The following is a 24,775-nucleotide window of genomic DNA, read 5'->3' as shown; positions in this document are numbered from 1 at the left end:
CACTAAAATAAATACATCATGAGATATTTAGATTTTTTGAGGAATTGTTTTACCGCTGCTGCTTTCCTTGTTAGTTCCTACGGAGCAGCCCAACATCCGGTACTACCTTCTGATAATGAATTAAACAGCCCTTTCGGAAATACAGATAGAAAGAACTTCCAATCTCCATCTAAAGTTTATTATCCGGAAACCTGGTTTCACTACATTGGAGGAAACGTTTCAAAAGAAGGGATTACCAAAGACCTGGAAGCAATATCAAAGGCCGGAATTTCCGGGATTCAATTGTTTCACGGACAGTTTGGAGGTCCGTGGCCGGGAGTAGAACCTCAAATAAAAAGTTTGAGCCCTCATTGGGATGATGCTGTACGCCATACCGCAGAAGAATGTAAACGTTTGGGATTACGTTTCACGATGCTGAACTGTTCCGGATGGGCAACATCAGGAGGGCCATGGATTGAAACATCGAATGCCATGCGTCATCTGGTATGGAGCCGGACTGATATCGATGGAGGAGTACATATAAACAAAAGATTATCTGTCCCACAACCAAGTGAAGAAATCTGGCGTGATTACAAAGACATTACAGTACTGGCATTCCCGACTCCCCTGGATGATACAAATAGCCCTCTCATCCCCACGGAAATAAGAAGTAACCATGAAATGGACTGGAATGATTTTTTTCAGGGAAAGATGAAACAACCTGTAAAACTCCAACCAACCACAGAAGATGCTCCGCATTGGTTTGAGGTCACATTTCCAGAGGCAACGCCCCTTCGAGCTGTAGAATTTCCCAGTATCAATTGGTTTAATCATCCTCAATGTTATGAGCCGGGAGTAACAGTAAATATACAAGCTGTTTTACCAGATGGTTCCGTGAAAGACATAATAAAAACAGATATACCTCAAGCCAATTCTCAAGACAACAAACCTTTTACCCTGGCCTGCTCCGATGTTTATGGAGTAAATAAATACCGGATATCTATTGTCAATAAACACAACATGTCTCTATCTTCGCTCCTCTTATACTCCGCCGCCCGTAAAAACAACTGGGAGTCAGAAGCCGGATGGACTTTACGAAGCATTGAACGCAACGGGGCTTTTCCTACGCAAGACAAAAAAGCCTTCATCGACATTGATCAAATTCAGGATATTTCATCTTTTATGGATAAAGACGGAAATCTGAACTGGACCGTACCTGCCGGTAAATGGACCATATTACGAATCGGGCACGTAAATACGGGACAAAAGAACAGTCCTGCCCCTCCCGAAGGAACCGGATGGGAATGTAATAAATTTGCCCCATCAGGAGCAGAGGCCCAATTCGACGGTTATATAGGACGCCTCATCAAAAATAACGGAGTACTGGCAGACGGATTACTGAATGGTATGTTGATAGATAGCTGGGAATGCTATACACAGACATGGACCGATAATATGGAAAATGAATTTAAACGTGTAGCAAATTATCAACTCCGTAAATGGTTACCTGCTGTATTCGGTTATGTTATTAAAGACCACGAAACGACTACACGTTTCTTACACGACTGGCGTGCTACTACAAACGATCTGTTCACTCACAACTTTTATGGAAGAATGACAGAACTGGCACATGAAAACGGCCTGTACATGACCTACGAGACAGCTGCCGGAGATGTATTCCCCGCTGATATACTTGAGTATTTCAAATTTGCAGATATACCCATGTGCGAATTCTGGCAACCGATGACTGAGAATTTTGTCGGTTCTTCAAATTTCAAACCTATCAAACCGGCAGCATCTGCTACACGCCTGTACGGTAAGCCACGTTTAGCAGCAGAAGCCTTTACCTCTTTCGACCTGACATGGGATGAACACATGAGCATGTTCAAAGAAGTGGCAAATGTGAATTATGCAGATGGCGTTACTCATCTTGTTTTTCACACCTATACACACAACCCGCAGAATCCGTTCTTTGCTCCGGGAACATCCTTCGGGTCAGGCATAGGCAGCCCATTCTTACGAGGACAGACCTGGTGGAAATATATGCCTGAATTAACGACCTACCTTTCACGTTGCAGTTATATGTTAGAGCGTGGAAAACCGGTTTCTGATGTGCTCTGGTATCTAGGAGATGAAATAAATCATAAGCCAAATCAAAATGCACCATTTCCGGAAGGTTTCAAATATGATTATTGCAACCCAGATATTTTATTGAACCGGCTTTCCGTTAAAGAGGGCAAGATAGTGACTCCTGAAGGAATCAGTTACCGTGTATTATGGCTTCCTGATACTCCGAGAATGCTACCGGAGACTTTAGAAAAAATATATGAACTGCTTCGGGCCGGAGCTACTGTAATAGGGAATGCACCCGAGAAGCTTGTAACTCTTACAGGAGGAAATACGGCTCAACAACGTTTTGACAAAGCAATTAAAAACATCTGGGGAAAAGCGAGTCAGAAAGGCATCAGAAAAGTCGGTAAAGGATATATAATTTCAAATACTCCACTCGACACGGCTTTAAAAGAATTAAAAATAACTCCGGATGTAACAGGAGGGAAAGCTTTATGGTCGCATCGACAGGTTGAAGATGCCGACTGGTATTTTGTATGTCCGCAAAAGGGAGAAGATTTCAACGGTATTCTCAATTTCCGTTGTGAAGGAGAGGTCGAACTTTGGGACCCGGTAACAGGAACTTCAAAACCGATCGAAAGTTCCAGTAACGGCAACCGTACATCTGTTAAGTTGGCTCTACCTGTCGCAGGCTCCTGTTTCGTCGTATTCCATCACTCAAAAAATAATAAATCCCAATATGAAATAGAGAAACAGAATAAAAAAGTTACATCTGTATTACTTTCTAATCCATGGACTCTGACTTTCCCTTCCGGATGGGGAACACCGTCTTCATTGGAACTTACAGATTTAAAACCGTGGAAAGATATGGACCTTCCAACCGAAGGTAAAGCCTTTTCAGGGACTGCTATTTACAAAACATCTTTCAATATAGATAAAATTGAAAAAGGGATGACTGTTTCTTTGGACCTGGGAAAAGTAGAAATGATAGCTTCCGTATCAGTCAACGGAAAACCTCTCCGTACATTATGGGCTCCACCATATAGTCTGGATATAACAGAAGCTGTGAAAACCGGAAAAAATACACTGACTGTAGAAATAACAAGTACCTGGTTCAATCGTCTTGTCTATGATGCCGGACAACCGGAAGAGATGCGTAAAACATGGACTATAAACGGCCCTTCAAATGATGCCCCTTTAAGAGATTCGGGACTTCTTGGGCCTGTTAAGTATAACATAACAAGTTTTTAAGCAATGAAAAAAATAATTTATACCTATTTTACACCACTGATAGTCTGTTGCCTTCTCTGTTGCTGTACAAAACAACAGAAGAATACCGTGGACTTCACAGAAGTTGAGAAAAACTTCAAGGATATCCCCGCTGATATACAGACCTCCATATACTGGTACTGGATCAACGATAATATATCCAAAGAGGCTGTAATAAAAGACCTGCACTCGATGAAAGAGGTCGGTATCAACCGGGCTTTTATCGGTAATATCGGACTATCTCCACAAGAAGCCCCCTACGGAAAAGTCAAGATCTTTACCGATGAGTGGTGGGATATTATGCATACTGCACTGAAAACCGCTACGGAATTAAACATTGAAATAGGACTTTTCAACAGTCCCGGATGGAGCCAGTCAGGAGGTCCATGGATCAAGCCTGAACAAGCGATGCGATATCTTACATATTCGGAAATCAAAGTAAAAGGCCCCAAAAAATTACAACAACATCTTACAGAGCCGACAAAGGATTTCCAGGATGTTAAGGTTATTGCCATGCCCGTAAATAAGGACTACTTAATTAATTTGTTGGAAAAAGGGACTTATACCATTTCACCTTCAAATATAAAAGCGGATCTGAACACTGGGAAAGAGTTGACCTTCAATGATAAAGAAATTACTATCGATATTACCTTACCGAAAGAGGCTACAGCGCGAAGCCTTGTTCTCTATCCGGCAGAACGACCAATAAGAGCGAAAATTGAACTGCAGGTTCAAGAGGGAGATTCCTTCAAAAACATTAAACAGTTCACCTTAAATCGCACTAACCCCGCATTGAATGTTGGTTTCGAACCTTATGCTCCCGTCGCTATCAGCTTACCGGAAGTAAAAGATCAGAAACTCCGTCTTGTGATGGAAGCCAATCCGGGAAGCGGTATCAAGCGTATCCTCTTATCTCCTTCACCTGTAATGGAAAGGTTTGCAGAAAAATCATTGGCAAAAATGCATCAGACACCACTTCCCTATTGGCATGATTATTTATGGGATGAACAACCCGATGTTACCAGTTACAAAATGACACAACCGGATGAAATCCTGGACATCTCTGGCTATATGGATGACCAGGGACTGTTAACCTGGGATGTTCCTGAAGGAGAATGGATTATTATGCGTACGGGAATGACACCGACAGGCGTCACAAACAGCCCGGCTTCTCCGGAAGGCACAGGACTCGAGGTGGATAAAATGAGCAAAGAACATGTAGCCAGTCATTTCGATGCCTATCTGGGAATGATCCTGGAGCGAATTCCAGCTGACGATCGTAAAACATTAAAAGTTGCGGTTCAGGATAGTTATGAAACCGGAGGACAAAATTTTACTGACGATTTTCTGAAAGAATTCCAAAAACGCTATGGCTACGATCCCGTGCCTTTTCTTCCCGTATTCAAAGGCCATATCATAGGTAGTCCTGATTTGTCTGATCGCTTCCTATGGGATGTCAGAAGGTTCGTTGCCGACAAAATATCCTATGATTATGTCGGAGGGTTAAGAAAAATAAGTCATGAACATGGAATGACCACCTGGCTTGAGAATTACGGGCATTGGGGATTCCCTGGCGAATTTCTGCAATATGGCGGTCAGTCCGATGAAGTCGGCGGTGAATTTTGGAATGAAGGTAACCTGGGGAGCATCGAGAATCGTGCAGCTTCTTCCTGTGCCCATATTTATGGAAAACCCAAGGTCTCTGCCGAGTCATTCACCTGCGGAGAAGGTTCGTACAGTCGTTATCCTGCAATCCTGAAACAACGTGGTGACTGGTCGTTCACTGAAGGTGTCAACAATACTCTTTTACATGTTTATATCCACCAACCTTACGAAAACAGACCACCCGGAGTCAACACCAGTTTCGGCAACGAATTTAACCGCCTGAATACATGGTACTCACATTTAGGTCTTTTTGTTTCTTATATCAAACGTGCCAATTATATGTTACAGCAAGGTCAGAATATAGCTGATGTCGCTTACTTTATTGGAGAAGATGCACCAAAGATGACAGGCATACGTGATCCTGAAATACCCAAAGGATATTCATATGATTACATTAATGCAGAAGTTATAGAACGTGACCTGACAGTAAAAGACGGAAAGTTGGTATTGCCACACGGCACATCTTACCGCGTACTGGTATTACCTAAACTGGAAACCATGCGCCCATCTGTCCTGAAGAAGATTGAACAGTTGGTTGCTGACGGGGCGGTTATCCTCGGTCCTCCCCCTAGCCGTTCACCCAGTATGGAGAACTACCCGGTTGCCGATCAGGAAGTAAATGCACTCGCAAAGAAAATGTGGGGCGATCTATCCGTAAAACAACGTTCTTATGGAAAAGGGACTATCTATACCGACGTGGAGTTAAAAGAGGTTCTGGACAGATCAGGCGTGATTCCCGACTGTCAGTTCGGAGAAAATGATCCGGTCCTTTATGTTCATCGCACAGCCGGAGATAATGAAATCTATTTTATCACGAACCAAAGTGACCGGACGATCACCGTTTCTCCACAATTCCGTGTACAAGGGAAAGTTCCCGAATTATGGGATGTCGTAACCGGGTCAATCAGACCATTACCTGCTTTCATACAGGGTAAAGAATCGACAACCGTCCCGTTGCAACTGGAAGCATACGAAAGTGGGTTTATCGTGTTCCGTAAAACAGGTAAACCTGCCGCTACCGGTGTGGAGGATAATTATCCGAAACCGGAAATTATTACTAAAATAGATCAGCCCTGGCAGGTTCTTTTTGAATCAGACCAATATAAACGGGGACCTGCTCAACCGGTTACATTCTCAACGCTCACGGATTGGAGTAAACATGAAGATGAAAGTATCAGATATTATTCAGGGACTGCCATATACAAAACAACATTTGACGTAAAAAAGAAGCCCGAAGGAAAACTTTTTGTAGATTTGGGGCAAGTTACGGCAATGGCCAAAATAAAGATCAATGGTAAATATGTCGGTGGTGTTTGGACAGCTCCTTACCGGATAGAAGTTTCAGATGTGATAAGAGACGGTATCAATGAACTGGAGGTAGAAGTAGTTAATACCTGGATGAACCGTCTGATCGGTGATTTGCGTCTGCCAGAGGCAGAACGTCCGACATGGGCGCATCATAATTCATGGAATGTTCATTCACCTTTACAGACCTCCGGATTATTAGGGCCTGTCAATTTGTTATCAATAAAATATAAATAGATACAATTATGAACAATAAATTCCTTTTATCATTAATACTTACAATAGGATTATGTAGCACTGTATCCCTTGCCAAGGCGGATAACCCCGACCACCCCAATAACCGTTATCCGCTCATAAGAAAACCCTACATGGAACTGCCATTGGGTAGCATCAAAGCCAAAGGTTGGCTTCTGGAGATGTTGGAGCGGCAAAAGAAAGGGGCGTCCAGTCAAATGGACGTCCTGTATCCGGAAGTGATGGGGGCACGTAACGGATGGCTCGGTGGTGACGGCGACCAATGGGAAAGAGGTCCGTACTGGATAGACGGATTATTACCCTTAGCCTATATCCTGGATGATAAGGAGTTGAAGCAAAAGGTACAGCCCTGGATAGAATGGACTTTGAAAAGCCAGCGTGAAGACGGTTTCTTCGGTCCTGCCAGGGATTATAGTCCCGAACCCGGCATTCAAAGGGATAATTCCGCAGACTGGTGGCCCCGGATGGTAATGCTGAAGATCATGCAGCAGTATTATTCGGCAACAGGGGATAAACGGGTGATCGACTTTATGAGTAACTACTTCCGTTATCAGTTAGCGACTCTTCCTTCTACCCCACTGGGTAACTGGACCTTCTGGGCCGAGTACCGTGCCTGCGACAACCTGCAGGCCGTATACTGGCTTTACAATATTACCGGAGAGAAATTCCTGCTCGATCTAGGAAATCTCTTACATAAACAAAGCTACGATTTCGTCGACATGTTCCTTAACCGGAATGACCTGACCCGTTTCAACACGATTCATTGTGTGAACCTGGCACAAGGACTCAAGGAGCCGGTTATCTATTACCAGCAAAACCCGGATAAGAAGTATCTGGATGCAGTAAAAAAAGGACTGGCCGATATTCGTCAATATAACGGACAGCCACAAGGAATGTACGGAGGAGATGAAGGATTGCATGGCAACAATCCGACCCAGGGTTCCGAATTATGCTCTGCCGTAGAATTTATGTATTCACTGGAAAAGATGATGGAGATAACGGGTGATCTGACTTTGACAGACCATCTGGAACGGATCGCTTTCAACGCCCTCCCTACCCAGATAACAGATGATTTTATGGATAAACAATATTTCCAGCAGGCCAATCAGGTAATGGTCACACGCCACGCCCACAATTTTTATGAGGATGCCAACCATGCAGAAACAGATATTATCTATGGGACACGGACCGGATATCCTTGTTGTTTCTCCAATATGCATCAGGGATGGCCTAAATTCACTCAAAGCCTTTGGTATGCTACACCAGATAATGGTATTGCTGCGCTGGCCTATTCTCCTTCGGAGGTGACGACAAAAGTTGGCAACGGCCATAGAGTAACTGTTACAGAGGACACTCATTACCCAATGGATGATAAGATACAGTTTACCGTCCGGCTACTCGACAAGACCAAAGAGGTTGACTTTCCGCTCCATTTGCGTATCCCCGGGTGGTGTAAAGAAGCGACTGTTACCGTCAATGGCGTTCCTGAATCTACTGCCAAAGGAAACAGTACGGCGATTATACGTCGAACATGGAAAACCGGCGACCAGGTCGTTTTACACTTACCGATGGAAGTAACGACAAGTAAATGGTATGAGAATTCAATCGCCGTTGAACGCGGTCCGCTGGTCTATGCACTGAAGATGGAGGAGAAATGGGAAAAGAAAAAATTTGAAGGAGATGATATTACACAGTTCGGCCAATCCTACTACGAAGTCACTTCACCGACCAAATGGAATTATGGAATACTGGCTTCAGCCCCCGAAAATACAAAGGAGAATTTCCAGATTACGATCGACAAAGCCAAACTGGCAGGTAATTATTTCTGGAACGTAGAGAATGCCCCTATCCAAATCAAGGTAAAAGCGAAGGAAATACCTTCCTGGCAACTATACAATGAAATGGCAGGCCCTCTCCCCTTCTCTACCGGCAGAAGTAAAAACCCTGTAGAAGAGATCACTCTGATTCCTTACGGGTGTACAACGCTACGTGTTTCAGAGTTTCCGTTAGTAAGATAATACGGGATCATTCCTGTCAACAATCCTTTCGCCGGACACGGTCATGTACTATGTTTGGCGAAAGGGTTTCCAGATAAGAAACAGCTCCTCACTTCAGAAAGAGTAAATAAAAAATAGGCAGGTAATCTTTCAAGGCAATCCTCAACACCTTCAAAGACCTGGTTATATGGTATTCAACACCTTTCGGGCTGATAGACAACTCCTCTGCTATTTCCTTTACAGTACGGCATTCATACCGGCTTAACTCGAAGACACGCCGGGTTTGTTCCGGCAAAGCCTCCAATGTTTCTTTTACGATACGGGTTATCTCTGAGGAAAATATTTCTTCCAGATCACAAGCCTGCAGAGTAGAGATCCGATAGCCCAGATCACGGGCCATTTTAGATGAGATCGAATCGGAGACGGACTGCTTTACATCCTGATGTTTCAGATAATTCAAAGCTCCGTTTTTCAGCATCATAACAAGTAAGGATAACGGATATTCCACCTTTTCCTTTTTGCTGGTATCCCACAAATTAATTAAAGCCTCAGACACAATATCTTCCGCAGCCATATCATCCCTGACATATGACTTTACAAACAAAAACGAACGTTTATAGTAGTTTGTGTATATCTCGCTGAAACTTATATTACTCATCTCCTCTGGAATCTAAAGAAGGCTCTCTCTCCATTTATCTCAATACCATACAAAAATAAGATTTATTCCATAATAGTCAATAGCTATTGGTAATAATTCTTTTTTAATACTTATATTGCTTATCACAACTGTATTCCTTTCATATCACAGTTGGATTCCGTTTGTTTCACAGATGGATTTCTTTTGTTTCACAACTGTGATATGCAAAGAAGGACGTAGTAATAAGATAAACGATACGCCGTATTAACAGCAACATCACCCTAGTGACAACACTCTCCCCGGACTAATGGAGACTATAAAGCATTATACCGTGACGGCGATACACCGAACTGATTCGTAAAATGCTTGCGGAATGTATTGATATCGTTATAACCGACCATTTCAGCCACCTCCTGAACAGAATATTTCTTCTGCATGATCAGGGAAGCGGCCTTGCTGATACGGATACTGCGAATCACTTCGATAATCGACAAGTTACTCTGCTGCTTCATCTTCCGGTATAAAGTAGGCTGGCTGAGGTTCAACAGGCCTGCCAGGCTTTTGGCACTGAAATCCGGGTTTGTCAGATTGGTTTCGACGATGCAGATCACCTGCTGCATGAAAAGGCTGGCCTGCTCTTCTTCCTCCGGCTTTTCTACCGTATGTTTCAGCATCAGAGTTTTCGTATAGATGCGTTTCAACTGTTCACGCATGCGGATTAGGTTCTCTGCTTTGGCCTTGAGCACTTCGGGATTGAAAGGCTTCATGATATAGTCGTCCGCACCGATCCGGGTACTTTTCAACAAATCCTCCTCCTCTGCTTTGGCCGTCAGCATGATGATCGGGATATGAGCCGTCTGCAATTCCTGCCTGATCTCCTGACAACAGGTAAAGCCGTCTTTGACCGGCATCATTATATCCGAAATGATCAGGTCAGGGATCTCTTCACTGGCGATCCGCACGCCCTCTTCACCGTCTCGAGCTTCCAGGACACGGTATTTTTTCTCGAATAGAGTATGAATATAATGTCTTATCTCATCGTTATCTTCAATGACCAGCAATTTCTTACCTGATTCGAGGGATCTCTCTTCATGAACCTTTTCCGGGGCAATGAATACTTCCTCCTTCTGGTCATCACGGGTATCCTCAACCTGTTGATATACATCTTCTTTAAAATGCTCACGTCCTAACGGAAGGTAAAGGATAAACTCGGAACCTTTACCGGGAACACTGTTCAGCAAGACTTTCCCATGATGGAGATCCATCGTGTTTTTAACGATACGCAAGCCGATACCCACCTTGGTAGAAAATGAGGGATCATTTTCGCCCGTTATAAAAGATTCAAAAATGCGTCCCTGCAAATTTTCAGCGATACCGGGTCCATTATCCGTAACAGATAATAAACAGAACATTTTCCCGTCCACCTCCTTCTCGGCGATCGCAACCCTTATCTTTCCGCCTTTCGGGGTATATTTGAGCGCATTCGAAAGGAGGTTCTTCAAAGCTGATTCTATTTTCGGGGCATCAATCCAGAGATAAAGAGATTGAATGCCAAAGTCCAAGATGTACTCATGCAAAACGATACGACTTTTTGGATGATATCCACTGATGTACTTTCGCTTATTTCAATCGCTTATCAGATGGATAAAATGGGGAATATAGACAAAGTGGACTTAAAAGTAGAAATGGAGTTTACTGGTCTGGCCGGGAACAATACAAACTATATGGCTATGTGTCAATCCCCTGACGGAATCATTTATATTGCGACCGATTGGGGAAATATAGTCACTTTCAATCCAAAAACACGTCAAATGACAAGCCAAGGCGATTTACCGAGAGTCAATAAAATTCACGTTCACCGCCTTCTTTATTCCGACGGTTCTGTCTGGATTGGAACCTGGGCCAACGGAGCGATCTGTTACAATCCGAAAACAGGTGTCTATACTCAATATAGCTATAAACCGGAGGATACGAAAAAAACTCTTTCCCATGGAGATATTTACCAGATGGTTTCTTTGGGAGACGGACGGTATTTAGCTGCTACATGGAATGGTTACACAGTTTTTATTCCTGATAAAGAAGAACCTACCCGCTATACAACAGAAGTCTATAACAACACTGCATCTCAACTTCATCGTAACTTGGAGACCCGAATGATCTCCGCTTATTATGATACGGAAGGTATCATCTGGATCGGAACACAAGGCGGAGGAGTGTATGCCTCCGATTTGCGAAAGCAATTTTATCAGCGCTTTCATCAGGAAACACATAATGAAATATGTGAAATGGCGACGGATGAAAATGAATATATCTGGTTAGCCACTTTCCATAAGGGTATTTTGAGAAGTACGGAACCTTTTAATCCTCAAAGCCGTTTGGAGTTTGAATCGGTCTCTGCCGGCTCGAGCAATACTGTTTTATGTGTGCTCAACGATAAAAAAGGAAACTTGTGGTTCGGAAACGGTCAGTCCGAACTAATTCAGTATAATTCCGAAAATAAAACCTTTACCGTTTATCCTGTCCGTATTAAAGACAAACCTGAGTGGTCTGGTTCCATCTGGTCTTTATTGATTGACAATCAAAATCGTTTATGGCTGGGAACTTCCAACGGGTTATTGTTGTTTGATCGCCAGACAAAAGATTTTGTCTATTACCCTGTCGGTTCCGGAACCATACGGGCAATGGCAGAAGTACCCGATAAATACTTCTTGTTAGGATTGTCATACGGCTTAGTAAAGTGTTCTTTGAATGGTCAACCTATTCGATCGGACTATGAAAAAACAGCTGATATTCCAGTCAGGGACATACGTTCCCTTTATGCTGCTTCAGACGGAAAGCTCTATATAGGTTATTCCGACGGATTTGGGGTAATGGATATTCAATCTGATTCAATCGAGAATTTTTACACAACCCATAATGGGTTAAGCAGTAATTATATAGGTTGTATTTGTGAAGATGCGGAAGGACGTATTTGGCTAGGTTCCGCTTCGAGTGTTTGTAACTACAGCAGACATCAGAAATTGTTCTATAATTACTATATATCCGGTAATAACCGCTCAGTCATCTTTTATAAGGATTTTCTGTTTTGGGGGAATAATAAAAACATAACCTATTTCCTCCCGAATGAAGCAATGAACAACCACTTTATTCCCGGTAAAGTAGTAATAACTCAATTGGAAGTAGATAATAAAACAGTTGAAATCGGGCAAAAGATAAATAATCAAGTCATTCTGAAACAAGGTATTCCCTATACTCACGGATTAACATTAAAGGCTGCTAATAATAGTTTTTCATTGATGTTCAGTAATCTGACCTACTCGGATGACCTGCAAAAATATAATTACCGGTTAAGTCCGGCTCAATCGAACTGGTTGACAATCAATGAAGGTGAAAAGGTTTCGTATGCAAACTTACCTCAAGGGAAATATGTTTTTGAAGTACAAAGTATTATGGCAGACGGTTCTAGCGGCTATCTGACATCCATGGATATCAACATCCTGCCTCATTGGTATGAAACAATTTGGTTCCGTCTTCTAATCATCATCACAATCGGTTTTATTATATATTATCTGATTCGCCGTGTAAAAAAGGAGCAGGCACGTCTGAGGCATGAAGAACGGTTAAAACACGAATTGTTTGTTGCCAATCTGGAACGTGAGAAAGAGAAGCAAATCAACCGGGAACGCAGCAATTTCTTTACGAATGTCTCTCATGAACTTCGTACACCTCTGACACTGATTCTTTCTCCTTTACAGGAGTTATTGCAGACGGAATGCCTTTCACAAATTCTATATGATAAGTTATCATTGGTTTACAATAATGCAACCTCATTATCTACCCTGGTAAATCAATTACTCTATGTACAAAAAATAGAAGCCGGAATGGTGCAATTAAAACTGTCAGAAGTTGATATATATGTGCTGGTTAAGAATGTTATCACATCTTTTAAGCATATTGCTGAGATAAAACAGACAGAGTTCATCTTGAACTCCGGTAAATTTCCCGTTTTCATTAATAGAAACAAAATGCTCCATACGGCGATCGAAACAGAAGAGTTGCCCGCTCACATTCAACCAAAGCAGATTATTTCCGGTTTCATGGATACTGGAAACTTTCATATAAAGCCCATCCGAACCGAAATTCTTTATATTTTTTCCATCATAACGGCTCAAACCATTATCTGTGCCAAACCACATAAAACCATCCATATCTTTATGAATACACAAGACTGTATTATCGGCCAGTCCGTTTTGCATGGTGAGCACCCTGATATCCTTTTCAAAAAAGGCATAACCGGAAAAACTATAAAAAATAGAGAATAGTATAGCGACAATAAATTTCCTCATCATCTAATTAACAAAGCTCCTCATTTAGATATTTCAAACATATACAAAGAAACAAAAAAAAGAGGATATTACCTCTAAACAAGACAAAGAAAAACAACATAAATATAATGCATGAATAATCTACCGACTATTCATGAATAAAACACCCAGTATCCTGTTTTTCAACAGAAAAAATAAAGAAAACGCCCATCGTTAATGAAGAAAACACGTGTTATCCCTTCCAGGCAGACCTGATACTTTTGCTTACAAAGATTTAATAAAATTAGTATTAACAACCTTAAAACTAAAAAGGATGAAGAAAAGAGTCACTTTTTTAATTGTGCTGCTAATGGTTAGTATATTTCATATATACGCGCAACAGCAAAACATTAGCGGTACTGTCATTGACAAGAACCTGAATGAACCCGTTATCGGAGCTTCCATTCAAATAAAAGGTACAACAAACGGGACTATTACCGATTTGGACGGAAAATTCTCTATCAATGCTTCGAAAGATGATATCCTGGTGATCTCCTACATAGGATACACTACACAAGAGATCAAACTTACCGGACAATCCAGTCTAAAAATAGAATTGAATGAAGACACTCAGGCACTGGACGAAGTAGTAGTAGTAGGGTTCGGTACCCAAAAGAAAGTTAATCTGACCGGAGCTGTAGCGACTGTCGATAAGAAGGTATTAGCATCCAGGCCGGTAACTTCCGTTTCACAGTCTTTACAAGGGGCAGTTCCCGGATTAAACTTATCCACCGCCGACCTGGGAGGACAATTGGGTCAGAACATGAACGTTAATATTCGTGGTACAGGAACGATCGGTAAAGGTTCCAAAGGCGAGCCACTTATCCTGATCGACGGCATGGAAGGAAACATGAACAACCTGAATCCGGAAGATGTTGAAAACATCTCTGTATTGAAAGATGCCTCCTCTTCCTCTATCTACGGTTCGCGGGCAGCGTTCGGCGTAATTATGATAACAACCAAAAAAGGTAAAGCCGGGAAAATGCAAATAAACTACAACAATAACGTCCGTTATTCCGGTCCGACCAATCTCCCTAATCAACTCGATTCATACCGTTTCGCAAATTTCTTCAATGAAGCTTCTATCAATCAGGGAGGTAGTGTCATTTTTGACGAAGAGACCATCGGTCGCATACAAAAATACATGGCCGGAGAATTAGCGGAAACGACTATTGCCAACGGTAACAACTGGCATTTTCATGAAAAAGCTAATGATAATGTAAACTGGTGGAAAAAACACTTCCAGTGGGCATGGTCGAACGAACATAATATCAGTCTGAGCGGCGGTACGGAAAAGATACAATACTACGCATCCGGAAGTTATCTGAACCAAAATGGCAACTTGCGTTACGGAGAAGATAATTATAAACGTTACAATGCAACAGCTAAGGTTAATACACAAATAAACAAATATGTAGATTTCAATATTAACACAAAGTTCGTACGTTTTGACCTCGACAACCCTATTTATTTGGAAGAAGGCGGACTTCTTTACCACGATATTGCCCGTATGTGGCCCATGATGCCTTTTAAAGACCCGAACGGTTATTATATGAGAAACGGAAAACTCAACCAGTTGGTAGACGGCGGACGTTCCAAGACCCATAACGATAATATTTATATGCAGGGACAGCTCGTAGTCCACCCGCTTAAAGGATGGAATATTTACGCAGAAGCCGGCATGAGAATTATCAATCAGAACAAGCAAACGAACTTGAATCCGATCTATGAACACGATGTAAACGGGAATCCGCAGGCATTAGCTTTTAGCGGAAGTTATTCTCCGGGAGCTTCGTTCGCACGCTCTGCTTACCTGAACAGTAATTTCTATACGACAAGCGTTTATACCGATTATACTTTACAGCTGAAAGACCATTACTTTAAGGCATTGATTGGTATGAATACCGAAGAATATGTCTATCGCGAATTAAGCGCCCAACGTCCCGATGTGATCAGTAGCCTTGTTCCGGAAATCAGTGCGTCTACCGGGGAGGATAAAATCAACAGTTCCAAATATAATGACTGGTCGACTGCCGGATTCTTCGGACGTATCAACTATTCATATAAGGACCGGTATATGGTAGAAATGAACGTTCGTTACGATGGTTCTTCCCGTTTCCTCAGAGACCAGCGCTGGAACGTGTTCCCTTCTTTCTCTTTAGGATGGAATGTAGCACGCGAATCGTTCTTCGAACCGATAAGTAACATCATCAATACGTTGAAACCGCGTGTTTCATGGGGTATGTTAGGAAATCAGAATACTGACTCATACTATCCGTTCTATCTGACACAAAGCGTAACGGCTAATGGCGGCAACTGGTTAATGAATGGCGGCAAACCGACAACGGCGGGAGTTCCGGGAATGGTCAGCAGCACACTTACCTGGGAAAAGATCTACAATACTAATATAGGTATCGACCTCGGCATGCTGGACAACCGCCTGAATGCAACTGCCGAGTATTTTATCCGCAGAACCAAAGACATGGTCGGACCGGCAGCCGAAGTGGGTGCCATATTAGGGACCTCTCTTCCGAACACGAACAATGCCGAACTGAAAAATAAAGGATGGGAAATACAACTGAACTGGAGAGACCAGATAGGAAAAGTGAATTACAATGCCGGATTTAATCTTTCAGACTATCGCGCTAAAGTTATTTCATACCCCAATGCTTCTAAAGCTCTTTGGGATGCAGACGGTAATACGCTTTACTACGACGGAATGACAATCGGAGAAATCTGGGGATACGAGACGGAAGGTATCGCTAAATCCGATGAACAAATGACCGAATGGCTGGCCAACAATGACCAGAGTAAAATCGGTTCAGCCTGGGGAGCCGGCGACATTATGTATCGCGACCTGAACGGTGACAAAGTAGTCGACAGTGGAAACAGTACAGCTATAGATCATGGCGACTTAAAAGTAATCGGTAACAATACGCCTCGCTTCCGTTTCGGCCTGAGCCTGGGAGCAGATTGGAAAGGTTTCGATGTACAGATGTTTTTCCAGGGAGTTATGAAACGTGACATTTGGTTAGGCGGTCCTATGTTTTGGGGAGCTGATGGCGGAGAGTGGCAATCGGTTGGCTTTAGTGAACACCTTGACTATTTCCGTCCGGAGAACACAACTTCCGTATTCGGAGCAAATCTCGATTCCTACTACCCCAAAGCTTATCTGGGTGATAAAGGAAACAAAAACAAAAAAACTCAGACACGCTATTTACAAAACGGAGCTTATATGCGTATGAAGAACCTGCAAATAGGATATACATTCCCCCGAGCCTGGATGAATAAAGCGAATATCCAAAAGCTCCGTATTTATGTTAGTGCAGAAAATCTTTTCACTATCAGTGGCATAGCTGATATGTTCGATCCCGAAGCAACTGCTGCCAACGGATTCAGCAATGGTAAGACATACCCTCTATCTAAAACTATTTCATTCGGTTTAAATATCACTCTTTAAAATACAAAAACAATGAAAAAAAATCTATTATACATCATAACATTGGCTGGTGCTTTATGCTCTTGTAACGATTTTCTTGACAAAGAACCGTTGGACGCTGTGCCCACCGACAAATATTTATTGACTGAAAGTGATTTGGCTGCTTATTCGGCTAATCTGTACGATCAGCTTCCCTCCCATACACCCGGACAATATAATATGGGGGTATTCGTCACCGACAACAATAGTGACAACCAGGCCGCAAGTAATCCCAATAGTTCATTTGTGAAGGGAGAAACCCGCGTAGCGCAAAGCGGAGGTGCCTGGGATTTTGGAAAGATCCGTAATGTCAACTATTTCATCGACAAAGTACGCCCCCGGCTGGAGAATGGGGAATTAAACGGAACAGAAGCTAACAATAAACATTATTTGGGAGAAATGTATTTCTTCCGTGCATATATCTACTATACCAAACTAGTTGCACTCGGCGACTTTCCCATATTGAAAAACTGGATTACAGAAGATTATGAGACTGTCAGGGAAGCAAGCAAAAGACGTCCGCGCAATGAAGTGGCACGTTTCATCCTGCAAGACCTGGACTCGGCCTATTATTACATGAAAGAAACTCCGCCCATGACCAACCGGCTGACTAAAGATTGTGCCGCCCTTTTGAAAAGCCGTGTAGCCTTATTTGAAGGTACATGGGAAAAATACCACAAAGGGACAGCACGCGTGCCGGGTGGTCCGGGATGGCCGGGAGCGAACAAAGATTATCTGAAAGATTTTTCAATCGACATCGATTCTGAAATAAGATTCTTCCTGACAGAAGCCAAAGAAGCTGCTCAAATAGTTGCCGATAAATATTCGTTATCCAACGATTATCCGTCTCTATTCAACAGCCAATCGTTAAGTAGCACTTCTGAGGTATTATTATGGAGAGCCTATGATGCAAGTCTTACTCCTGCTGTCAACCATTTTGTAGTGGGTTATATACAACGTAACGGAGGTGGAAATACCGGATGGACACGCAGTATGATGCAATCTTACCTGATGGAAAACGGATTACCGATCTATGCGAATAACTCCGGTTATCAAGGTGATAAGACCTATGAATCCGTAGCAGCCGATCGTGACCCACGTTTAGGATACAATACCATTTTGCCCGGTGAATTATTATCAGAAGGAGGAAGCAATATTGAATATCTTGTGAACGGATATGGTTATTATTATCGTGCACCTATCGTGCTGGGTCAGAATGAGAACAAATGCCCTACCGGTTATTCGGTAAAAAAAGGTCTGACAACAGATGCTGCACAAGGTCCGACGCTGCCTTCTACCACAGCTTGTGTAGTATTCCGGGCTGCTGAAGCATATCTGAATTATATGGAAGCTGATTATGAATTGAGCAACTCGTTAGATGCCAACAGTGGAAAATATTGGAGAGCTCTTCGTGCACGTGCCAATATGGATACCGACTATCAGAAAACAATAAATGCAACGGATTTAAATAAAGAATTGGATTTTGCCCGTTATTCCGGATCTGAATTAGTATCAACGACTCTCTACAACATTCGTCGTGAACGCCGCATCGAGTTTGCTGCCGAAGGACTTCGTCTGAATGACCTGAAACGTTGGCGTGCATTGGATATGATGCAGGGATATCACGTAGAAGGTTTCGATTTATGGAGTGAAAATTATGCACGTTATACAACGCCAACTCCCACTCCGGCAGCAGATGTTACTCTTTCGGTCGTTAATTTGATAGAATCAGGAAATACAAATGCAAACGTATCTGCAAAATCAGAAAGCCAGTATCTTCGTCCTTACCGTATCAATACGAATAATATTGCTTACAATGGTTACAATTGGAACCAGAACAAATATCTGAACCCGATTGCCTTCGACCATTTCCGACTGACAACAGAAACAGAGGGTTCCACTGATTATGCTTCCTCTACAATTTATCAGAATCCGGGATGGAAGATAGAAACCAGCAGTCTTCCTGAAGGCGATTAATGATCTATTCATGATAAAACAAGACCTCCATATTTTCTCCGGGAGGTCTTGTTCTTTCAAAATGATATTGTATTCCACTATAATTATGTAACTTTACTGCACCATGAAAAAAACTATCACTCACACATTATTGCTATTTCCTATATTAGCAATGGGAATACAAGCACAAGAGAAACAGTCTTCTCCAAACCTGATCTTTATTATGGCTGATCAATGGCGCGGAGATGCTTTAGGATGCCTGGGTAAAGAGGCTGTAAAAACACCTCATCTGGATCAATTGGCATCAGAAGGTGTTAACTTCACCAATGCAATCAGCAGTTATCCGGTATCTTCCCCGGCACGTGGCATGCTGATGACGGGAATGTATCCTGTACATAGTAAAGTTACCGGAAATTGTAATTCGGCAACAGCCCCTTATGGAGTCGAACTGCCTACCTCGGCACGCTGCTGGTCGGACGTCCTGAAAGATCAGGGATATGAATTGGGGTATATCGGCAAATGGCATCTGGATGCCCCTTACCAACCTTACATCGATACAAATAACAACAAAGGGAAAATAGCCTGGAACGAATGGTGTCCTAAAGATCGTCGTCACGGTTTCAGTCACTGGATCGCCTACGGGACGTACGATTATCATCTGAAGCCTATGTACTGGGATACGGATGCCAGCCGCGAGGAATTCTATTTCGTAGACCAATGGGGGCCGGAATATGAAGCCGACCGGGCCATCGACTATATCGCCAATCAAGATAATAAACTCCGCGACGGGGATAAACCCTTCGCCCTGGTCGTATCCATGAACCCGCCTCATACCGGGTATGACCTGGTTCCCGATAAATACAAAGAAGTATACCGGAATGTAGATGTCGAATCACTATGCAACTCTCCCATCATCGCACCGAAAGGAACGGAATACGGGAATTTCTACCGGAAGAGCGTACTGGATTATTATGCTTGCATGACCGGCGTTGACGATCAGGTCGGCCGCATTATCTGTGCACTGAAAGAGCGGGGGCTTTTCGAGAATACCATCGTGGTATTCACCTCCGATCATGGTGACAGTATGGGGATGCACGATCATATCGGAAAGAATATTTACTACGAAGAAGCCATGCGCGTCCCGATGATACTTACCTGGCCGGAGAAGATCGCACCGCGCCGCGACTCGACACTGATGATCGGTTTTGCCGATCTCTATCCTTCACTATTGTCATTAATGGGCTTCAGGGAAGAGATACCTGCCGAAGTGGAGACGTTCGATCTGTCTGCTTCTATCCTTTCTCCCGACAAGGGCCAGGAGGTAATACAGCCTTATTATCAAGTATCCTCTGAAAATTTAACGACTGGCTACAGAGGTTTCCGGACAAAAAAATATACATTTGCAGTACACGCTACAAACGGCCAGACTGACGAGTGGATACTGTTCGACCGCGAGCAAGACCCGTACCAACTAAACAATATTGCATCCGATCAGCCGGAATTGATTAAACAGTTTGCCAGCCGGTTAAAAGACTGGTTGAAGAAGACAAACGATCCTTTTACAAATAGCTTATAAACATAAACACATGAATACACGTTTTTATCTGGTAATCTTATTGATAGCAAGTTTTCTCCCGGCAATGGGACAACAAACGGAGATACCTCGCCCGGCACCTCATCAGTTGAAGTGGCACGAATCGGAAATGGGCGTCGTCTTCCATTATGACCTCCATGTCTTCGACGGCATTAAATACGGTCAGGGTAATAACCGTGTCCAGCCGATAGAGGATTATAATATCTTCAACCCGACCCAACTGAATACCGATCAATGGGTACAGGCCGCCAAAGCAGCGGGAGCCAAGTTCGCCGTACTGACGGCAACACACGAGACAGGCTTTGCCATTTACCAGAGCGATGTCAATCCGTATTGCCTGAAAGCATTGAAATGGCGCGACGGCAAGGGGGATATCATCCGCGACTTCGTCAATTCATGTAGAAAATACGATATAATGCCCGGCATCTATGTCGGCATCCGATGGAATTCACTTTTTGGCGTTCATAATTTCAAGGTACAGGGGGAAGGAGAGTTTGCCACCCACCGTCAACAATGGTATAAACATTTCTGCGAGCGCATGGTGGAAGAACTGTGCAGCCGCTACGGCGATTTGTTTATGATCTGGTTTGACGGTGGTGCAGACGATCCGAAAGGCGACGGGCCGGATGTATTACCCATCGTCACCAAGTACCAGCCTGAATGCCTTTTCTATCATAATGTAGACCGGGCGGACTTCCGTTGGGGCGGTTCCGAGTCGGGTACGGTCGGTTATCCCTGCTGGTCCTCTTTCCCCTACCCTTACTCACACAGTAACAACACGGAAGGAAGCCGTAACCATAACGATCTGCTGAAACATGGTGACCAGGATGGTAAATACTGGGTCCCGGCTATGGCAGACACTCCGCTGCGTGGCATGAACGGGCGGCATGAATGGTTCTGGGAGCCGGACGACGAGAATACCGTCTATCCGGTAGACAGCCTGATGAATATGTATTATAAGTCAGTCGGAAGGAATGCCACATTGATCGTCGGACTGACTCCCGATACGACCGGACTGATCCCTGCCGGCGATGTGCAACGGCTGAAAGAATGGGGTGACGAGATCAACCGCCGCTTTTCCTCTCCCATTGCCTCTGCATCGGGACAAAAGAAAAGCCTGACACTGAAACTGGACAAACCGCAGGCTGTCAACCATTGCATTATCCAGGAGAATATCGCTAATGGCGAACGTATCCGCCGGTATAAAGTGGAAGCCAAAGTAAACGGTAAATGGCAAACCGTCTGCGAGGGCGAGTCGGTCGGACATAAACGTATCGAACAATTCCCGGCAGTCGAAGCATCGGCTCTGCATCTGACGGTCTCTCAATCGGTGGCACAACCGGATATACGAAACTTCAGTGTCTATAACGTTGAATAAATAAGAGATAAAATATACAAACATGAACAAAAGAATATTAGTATCACTCATAGCAATTCCCTTACTGGGAACGACAGGACAAGCCGAAGCGGCAACCCCGCAGGACCGGCCGAATATTATTCTCTTTTTAGTAGATGATATGGGCTGGCAGGATACTTCCCTCCCCTTTTGGAAGGAAAAAACCCATTACAACGAAGTATATGAAACGCCCAATATGGAACGTCTCGCCCGTCAGGGAATGATGTTCACCCAGGCGTATGCTTCCAGTATCAGTTCGCCGAGCCGTTGCAGCCTCTACACAGGTATGAACGCCGGACGTCACCGGGTAACGAACTGGACCTATCCGAAGAATGCCTCCACCGACCGTAAAAGTGATGTTCTGGAACTGCCGGACTGGAATGTGAACGGTATCTGCGAGGTCCCCGGTATCGAACACACCTACCAAGTCACTTCCATGGCTCAAATACTGAAAGATAACGGCTATCATACTATCCACTGCGGGAAGGCACATTGGGGAGCTCTCGATACACCGGGAGAGAACCCATATCATTTTGGCTTTGAGGTGAATATTGCAGGACATGCCGGTGGTGGACTGGCAAGCTATCTGGGAGAAGCCAATTTCGGTAACCGGACAGACGGAAAACCGAGTCCCTGGTTTGCCGTTCCGGGACTAAATGAGTATTGGGGAAAAGATATTTTCATCACGGAAGCCTTAACCCAGAAAGCCATGAAAGCCTTGGATAAGGCACAACAATACGACCAGCCGTTCTTCCTGTATATGTCGCATTACGCCATCCACGTCCCGATCGACAAGGATATGCGTTTCTACCAGAAGTATGTTGATAAAGGACTAGGAGAGAAAGAGGCTGCTTATGCCGCCCTGATCGAGGGAATGGACAAGAGCCTGGGAGATATCATGGATTACCTGGAGAAGAATAACCTGGCAGATAATACCATTATCCTTTTCATGTCGGATAACGGCGGACTTGCCGCCGAACCGGAATGGCGTGACGGTGTCCCCCATACCCAGAACTCTCCGCTGAACAGTGGTAAAGGTTCTGCCTATGAAGGTGGTGTCCGCGAACCGATGATCGTCAGCTGGCCGGGAAAAGTACAGCCGCAAACCAAGACAGATAAATACCTCATCATCGAAGATTTCTTCCCTACCATCCTCGAAATGGCAGGCATAAAGAAATACAAAACGATCCAGCCTGTCGACGGTGTCAGCTTCATGCCGTTACTGACCAACACCGGCGATCCTTCCAGGGGACGCAGCCTCTACTGGAACTTCCCGAATCTTTGGGGAAACACCGGTCCGGGTATCGGAGCGACCTGCACGATCCGCCAGGGGGACTGGAAACTGATCTATTATTATGAGACCGGAAAGAAGGAATTGTTCAACATTCCCGACGATATAGGAGAAAAGAACGACCTGTCCGCCACTCATCCCAAACTGGTAAAGAAGCTATCCAAAGACCTGGGGAAACAGTTACGGAAAATGGAAGCACAGCGCCCATCGTTCAAAGCGACAGGAAAGCCTTGTCCGTGGCCGGATGAGATATAAATATTAACGGAGATCACTACTCGCTTTCAACAATATATCCTATCTTTGCCTGTAACAAAATTATTTAACTATGAAGAATAAGCAAAAGACAAGGATTGTAGCCGTTCCTGTGATACAGAAACAGATACGGAAAGAAGAGATAAGTATCTCTAAAGAATTAGGAAGGTATTTATGGGATGTATCGAAACTAGTAATCGGAGGAGCCGTCATTACTACAGTGTTACAGCTTAATACCGATAAATATCTTGTAATAGCAGCAGCAGTAAGCTTAGCTATATTCCTTTTTGTTTGTGGGTTAATAATATTAATCTTTAAAAAGAAATAAACATGGGACCAGCTTTATTTTTATATGGACTTTTGGGGGCAGCAGCCCTCATCGGGTATATCATCCTTTTCAGGACTCGCAAAGGCAGAGATTGGCTGGATAGAAACAGTTAAGCCAACCACAAAATTCGGGTCCGGATCACACAGCCTCTTATCTTATAAGAAGCGTGTGATTCGGGCTTTTCTTTTTATATAAACTTCTCCCTCTTCTGCAAATTCAGTAGTCCTATCATCATCCAGACGATCCCTCCTATCAAAAGGAAAATACGATTCTTTACGATCAGTCCTTCCCAGATCACCGGGAGGAAGTTATCGGGCACTTTAAAAGGATTCAGCAGGATATTCCAGAAAGAGCGTTCTATGAAATTCATTTTACTGGTAATCATCAGGAGAATAGCCAGGATGATCGTTAGTACGGCTGTACCGTTCCCGCTATGCGTTATCGTGGAGAACATAAAAGCCAGGTTACCGAAGAAAACAAGCGGGAACATCAACTGGATAGACATCTCAAACGGATTGACCGGATACAACAGCAAGGTAGCCAAATAGGAAAAAGCAACCAGGATAAAGAAAATAGCGACATAGATCATCAGCAAACGTACCCCCCAGACCTTATATTTATAATCGGGAATACCAAAAAGTATCTCCAGTATCCGGCTGTCTTCATCGTTCTGAATACCGAATACGGCAGGATAGAAAACCAACAAGACACAAGGAAACATCAACAGGTCATAGATCAGCCCTTCATTGATCTCCGCACGGTTCCAGGCAGACTGAAACATAAAATAGGCAAAGAACACGAATGCAGCCAGCAAAAACCAGATGAATTTGCCGGCAAAGATGATCTTCAGATTATATTTTACTACTTTGGGCAGTAAAGGTATCAATTGCTTTATTGTCATAACTATCTTTTTATTACATATCTATCACTATTATCTTA

The 24,775-nt window shown here is 43.5% G+C and carries 12 protein-coding genes and 2 pseudogenes; 10 read left to right on the top strand and 4 right to left on the bottom strand.

Annotated elements, in window-relative coordinates:
• The first annotated feature begins 18 nt into the window (after positions 1 to 18).
• Genes DWX23_RS12330 through DWX23_RS12320 form a run of 3 tightly spaced genes read left to right on the top strand, consistent with a single transcriptional unit; the run spans position 19 to position 8,561 of the window.
• Positions 19 to 3,300, top strand: coding sequence for a glycosyl hydrolase (locus DWX23_RS12330; protein ID WP_122374711.1), 3,282 nt, complete (start codon positions 19 to 21; stop codon positions 3,298 to 3,300).
• 3 nt (positions 3,301 to 3,303) lie between these two features.
• Positions 3,304 to 6,525 (top strand): glycosyl hydrolase, encoded by a 3,222-nt coding sequence (locus DWX23_RS12325; RefSeq protein ID WP_122374710.1) that lies wholly within the window; start codon positions 3,304 to 3,306, stop codon positions 6,523 to 6,525.
• Positions 6,526 to 6,533: 8 nt separating this feature from the next.
• Positions 6,534 to 8,561, top strand: coding sequence for a beta-L-arabinofuranosidase domain-containing protein (locus tag DWX23_RS12320; protein ID WP_122374709.1), 2,028 nt, complete (start codon positions 6,534 to 6,536; stop codon positions 8,559 to 8,561).
• Between the two features lie 88 nt (positions 8,562 to 8,649).
• Here DWX23_RS12320 and DWX23_RS12315 read toward each other — a convergent pair whose 3' ends face one another.
• Together DWX23_RS12315 and DWX23_RS12310 are read right to left on the bottom strand one after the other, a co-directional pair.
• Entirely contained in the window at positions 8,650 to 9,198 is a 549-nt protein-coding gene (locus DWX23_RS12315) for an RNA polymerase sigma-70 factor (protein ID WP_122353680.1), read from the bottom strand.
• 293 nt (positions 9,199 to 9,491) lie between these two features.
• Positions 9,492 to 10,718: pseudogene (locus DWX23_RS12310) on the bottom strand (response regulator); the annotation flags it as partial.
• Positions 10,719 to 10,748: 30 nt separating this feature from the next.
• Here DWX23_RS12310 and DWX23_RS12305 point away from each other — a divergent pair.
• Positions 10,749 to 13,046, top strand: a pseudogene (locus tag DWX23_RS12305) (two-component regulator propeller domain-containing protein); the annotation flags it as partial.
• A gap of 30 nt (positions 13,047 to 13,076) precedes the next feature.
• Here DWX23_RS12305 and DWX23_RS25310 read toward each other — a convergent pair.
• Entirely contained in the window at positions 13,077 to 13,433 is a 357-nt protein-coding gene (locus tag DWX23_RS25310) for a two-component regulator propeller domain-containing protein (RefSeq protein WP_370450094.1), read from the bottom strand.
• Between the two features lie 418 nt (positions 13,434 to 13,851).
• On the opposite strand from DWX23_RS25310, the gene DWX23_RS12295 reads away from it, so the two are divergent.
• The 6 genes from DWX23_RS12295 (at position 13,852) to DWX23_RS12270 (ending at position 23,836) form a co-directional block, all read left to right on the top strand.
• On the top strand, positions 13,852 to 17,001 hold the full coding sequence (locus tag DWX23_RS12295; protein WP_370450089.1) for a SusC/RagA family TonB-linked outer membrane protein: 3,150 nt from the start codon (positions 13,852 to 13,854) through the stop codon (positions 16,999 to 17,001).
• A gap of 12 nt (positions 17,002 to 17,013) precedes the next feature.
• A complete protein-coding gene (locus DWX23_RS12290) occupies positions 17,014 to 18,996 on the top strand; it encodes a RagB/SusD family nutrient uptake outer membrane protein (protein ID WP_122374707.1) in 1,983 nt (660 codons plus the stop codon).
• A 103-nt stretch (positions 18,997 to 19,099) separates the two neighbouring features.
• Positions 19,100 to 20,551, top strand: a complete 1,452-nt coding sequence (locus DWX23_RS12285; protein WP_122374706.1) for a sulfatase — start codon at positions 19,100 to 19,102, stop codon at positions 20,549 to 20,551.
• 64 nt (positions 20,552 to 20,615) lie between these two features.
• The gene (locus DWX23_RS12280; protein ID WP_370450093.1) at positions 20,616 to 21,947 is read left to right on the top strand and encodes an alpha-L-fucosidase; all 1,332 of its coding nucleotides are present in this window, start codon (positions 20,616 to 20,618) and stop codon (positions 21,945 to 21,947) included.
• Positions 21,948 to 21,969: 22 nt separating this feature from the next.
• Entirely contained in the window at positions 21,970 to 23,511 is a 1,542-nt protein-coding gene (locus tag DWX23_RS12275) for a sulfatase (protein WP_122374704.1), read from the top strand.
• Positions 23,512 to 23,581: 70 nt separating this feature from the next.
• The gene (locus DWX23_RS12270; RefSeq protein WP_122374703.1) at positions 23,582 to 23,836 is read left to right on the top strand and encodes a DUF6722 family protein; all 255 of its coding nucleotides are present in this window, start codon (positions 23,582 to 23,584) and stop codon (positions 23,834 to 23,836) included.
• Between the two features lie 187 nt (positions 23,837 to 24,023).
• Here the strand turns inward: DWX23_RS12270 and DWX23_RS12265 are convergent, their stop codons facing one another.
• A complete protein-coding gene (locus DWX23_RS12265) occupies positions 24,024 to 24,737 on the bottom strand; it encodes a hypothetical protein (protein ID WP_122374702.1) in 714 nt (237 codons plus the stop codon).
• Positions 24,738 to 24,775: the final 38 nt, after the last annotated feature.

It is taken from the genome of Parabacteroides sp. AF18-52 (genome assembly GCF_003479145.1).
Lineage (GTDB): Bacteria > Bacteroidota > Bacteroidia > Bacteroidales > Tannerellaceae > Parabacteroides > Parabacteroides faecis.
Note: the sequence above shows the minus strand (reverse complement) of the source record. Positions and strands in the feature narration are given on the sequence as shown.

Coding starts and splice junctions, on each gene's coding strand:
- DWX23_RS12330 (WP_122374711.1), top strand. CDS start 19: ATGAGATATTTAGATTTTTTGAGGAATTGTTTTACCGCTGCTGCTTTC.
- DWX23_RS12325 (WP_122374710.1), top strand. CDS start 3,304: ATGAAAAAAATAATTTATACCTATTTTACACCACTGATAGTCTGTTGC.
- DWX23_RS12320 (WP_122374709.1), top strand. CDS start 6,534: ATGAACAATAAATTCCTTTTATCATTAATACTTACAATAGGATTATGT.
- DWX23_RS12315 (WP_122353680.1), bottom strand. CDS start 9,198: ATGAGTAATATAAGTTTCAGCGAGATATACACAAACTACTATAAACGT.
- DWX23_RS25310 (WP_370450094.1), bottom strand. CDS start 13,433: ATGCAAAACGGACTGGCCGATAATACAGTCTTGTGTATTCATAAAGAT.
- DWX23_RS12295 (WP_370450089.1), top strand. CDS start 13,852: ATGGTTAGTATATTTCATATATACGCGCAACAGCAAAACATTAGCGGT.
- DWX23_RS12290 (WP_122374707.1), top strand. CDS start 17,014: ATGAAAAAAAATCTATTATACATCATAACATTGGCTGGTGCTTTATGC.
- DWX23_RS12285 (WP_122374706.1), top strand. CDS start 19,100: ATGAAAAAAACTATCACTCACACATTATTGCTATTTCCTATATTAGCA.
- DWX23_RS12280 (WP_370450093.1), top strand. CDS start 20,616: ATGGGACAACAAACGGAGATACCTCGCCCGGCACCTCATCAGTTGAAG.
- DWX23_RS12275 (WP_122374704.1), top strand. CDS start 21,970: ATGAACAAAAGAATATTAGTATCACTCATAGCAATTCCCTTACTGGGA.
- DWX23_RS12270 (WP_122374703.1), top strand. CDS start 23,582: ATGAAGAATAAGCAAAAGACAAGGATTGTAGCCGTTCCTGTGATACAG.
- DWX23_RS12265 (WP_122374702.1), bottom strand. CDS start 24,737: ATGACAATAAAGCAATTGATACCTTTACTGCCCAAAGTAGTAAAATAT.